Source organism: Comamonas sp. GCA5 (assembly GCF_036541385.1).
GTDB classification, from domain to species: domain Bacteria; phylum Pseudomonadota; class Gammaproteobacteria; order Burkholderiales; family Burkholderiaceae_C; genus Comamonas; species Comamonas aquatica.
Genome location: NZ_JAZHFR010000275.1, coordinates 1 through 241 on the forward strand (window position 1 = coordinate 1; position 241 = coordinate 241).

Here is a 241-nt window from a genome sequence, read left to right on the forward strand (position 1 = left end):
TCGGCGCCATTTGTGCACGACGTTGGCGTTGATGCCGTGCGAGAGCGCCACGCTGGCCACCGATGCACCGGGCTGGGCGCACTCGGCCAGGATCTGCTGCTTGAGCTCGGCGCTGTGGCGCGACGGGTCTTGTTCTGGGCTTCGGTCATGGTGTCCACCTATCTGGTTTGGTGGACACCATCGTTGCCGCTTACGCCGCCGCCCTCAAGGGTGGGATGACCGTGCGCTTACCTTCTACCGC

At 65.1% G+C, this 241-nt stretch carries 1 protein-coding gene; it reads right to left on the bottom strand.

All coding sequences use genetic code 11. The features are described from left to right. Positions 1–162 (bottom strand): transposase (locus tag SJH88_RS19625; protein ID WP_331700512.1); only part of this gene is annotated, 162 nt, incomplete at its 3' end. Positions 163–241: the final 79 nt, after the last annotated feature.